General features: G+C 69.7%; 1 protein-coding gene. It reads right to left on the bottom strand.

From position 1 onward, the window contains the following. Positions 1-2,161 (bottom strand): hypothetical protein (locus tag IJH84_RS22090; RefSeq protein WP_295148493.1); only part of this gene is annotated, 2,161 nt, incomplete at both ends.

Genomic DNA, 2,161 nt, shown 5'->3' with positions numbered 1-2,161 from the left:
GGAGCGGATCGCCGTCCCGGACGTTGTCGAAATCCATCGACAACCGGATCATCGACACGTAGTCGTGCGCGAACTCCTTCGCGTACACCGGCAAGTAGAGCCCCTCGCCCAGCAGGAGCGGCGCGACTTGCTGGAACACCTGCTCATCGGCGAGCACACCGGCCAGGTCCTGCTCCCGCTTGAGCGCCTCGGAGATCCTCGCGGACAGCCCCTTCGCGAAGTCCGGGTCGTCGAACCGCCCCACGAACATGTTGCTGTCCAGCCGCTTCCCGCGCAGCGGCACTTCGCGCAGCAAATCCGCGAGCCGGTCGTACAGTTCCCGCCCGACCGGGAACTCCGCGAAGTCGCCGACGAAGGCGTGTCCGTTCTCGACGGACTCCGGCAGGAAGTGCGTGCGGTCGGCACCGGAGCGGAACTCGCCCGGCTGGTGCCGGGCCGCCAGCGGTGTGCCGTCGAACAGCCCCGCTTCCCGGCCGCTGGGCAGGTCCCCCAGCATGTCGGCGACGAACAGACCGTCCAAGGTGAACGGACGGCCGCCCAGCTCGCGCACCTGGATCTCGAAGGCGAGCTGCTGGCCGACGGTGTCACCGGTCTTCTCCAGGGTGTTCGCGACCTCGGTCGAGCCGCTGACCTCCTGCGCGTGGTTCGCGCCGCGGCTGAAGCCGACGTTCGGCCCGGCCATGGCGCGGTGCCCGAGCACTTCGCCGCCGGGACCGGCCACGACGTTGACCCCGTCGCTGCGGCCCGCGCTGCGGGTCTCCGCGCGGCCGGAGTTGCTGATCCCGGCGTTGCGGTTGCGCAGGTCGGGCTGCTCGCCGGCCAACTTGATCCACTTGGCGACGGCACGCATTTCCACCCGGGTGCCGGGCTGGGTGCGGAACTTCGACAGTCCCCGCCCGCGGTAGATCTCGTCGTCGCTCCGGGTCCACCCGTCCTGCGGGTGCGCACCGTCGAACACCGCCATCTTCGGCAGCAGGGCCGCGATGTTGCTGCCGTGCAGGAAGTTCGCCAGCACCGGGCGGCCGTGCGCGCCGACATCGGTCTCCTGCGAGTACTTCCGGTCCAGCCGCGCCTTGACCTGCTCGAAGAACGATCCGCGCAACGGCTCGGTGTGGATCGTGTAGCCGATCACGTCGCTGTCGCGGATCGCCCGCCGCCCGGCGTCGCCGAGCTGCCCGAGCCGGTGCACGCCCGCTGCACCGAGGTTCTCCAGCCGTCCGGCGTCGAGCGGCGACGCGTAGCTGTCGCCGCGCGCGTACTCGGCCGCAAGCAGGTTCCCGAGCCACCTCCCGCTGTCGAGCCCGACCGGCACTCGCAGCGCCACGTTGCCGACGTCGGTGATCGTGAACGGCCGGAACCGCTGCGTCGCGGGGTCCACATCGGGCAGCACCCCGCTGGGGATGACGCGCTCGCCGTGCTTGCCGCGCAACGTGAAGTCGAACCGCATCGGCACTTCCACGTCCTGCAGGTTCTTCAGATCGAACCTGTTGCTGGCGCCGAACTTGGCGGTGTGCTTCGACGTGGCGCTTTCCGAATACGTGAACGGCACCGTCGGGTTGACGTACACGTACAGGCCGGGGATCGCGGTGTAAGCCAGCTGCGGGCTGAACGTCCCGTCCCGCGAGACGTCGATGCGGTCGGCCAGCGTGAAGTCGCTGATGTTGTTGACCGGGATCGTCCTCGCCCGCATATCGGCATCCAGCACCGTCTTCATCGGGCGCACCCGGTCCCACAGCGGCGTGGCTTTGACGCCCAGCTCGTAGTACTCGCCGCCCTTGCGCACGATGAAGGTGTCGCCCTCGCCGACCAGCGACTGCGGCTCGTTGTCGATCTGCTTCTGCGCGAGGTGGACGTCCTCCCACTTGCCCGCTTTCCCGGGCAGCAGCTTGTTCAGCGAGGCCACCACGTCCGGGCCGGTGAACGGCAGGTCGCGGGTGTTCTCCCCGGACAGCTCGGGCCTGCGGGTCGCGCCGCTCGGGGTGAGCGGGCCGAGCGATTGGCCGTCGCGGATGTACTCCGGCAGCGCTTCGCGGATCTCGTCCGCGGACATCGGGGTTTCCGGCTTGTCGCTGGTTTCCTGCCGGTCGCCGCTGTTGTCCTGCCGGTCGCCGTCGCGGCCCGTATCGCCGTCGCCGTTGCGGTCCGGCGACCGTTCGGAGTC

Source organism: Saccharopolyspora sp. (assembly GCF_017434145.1).
Lineage (GTDB): Bacteria > Actinomycetota > Actinomycetes > Mycobacteriales > Pseudonocardiaceae > Saccharopolyspora_C > Saccharopolyspora_C galaxeae.
The sequence above is the reverse complement of the archived record's forward strand: the minus strand, read 5'-3'. Positions and strand labels throughout refer to the sequence as shown.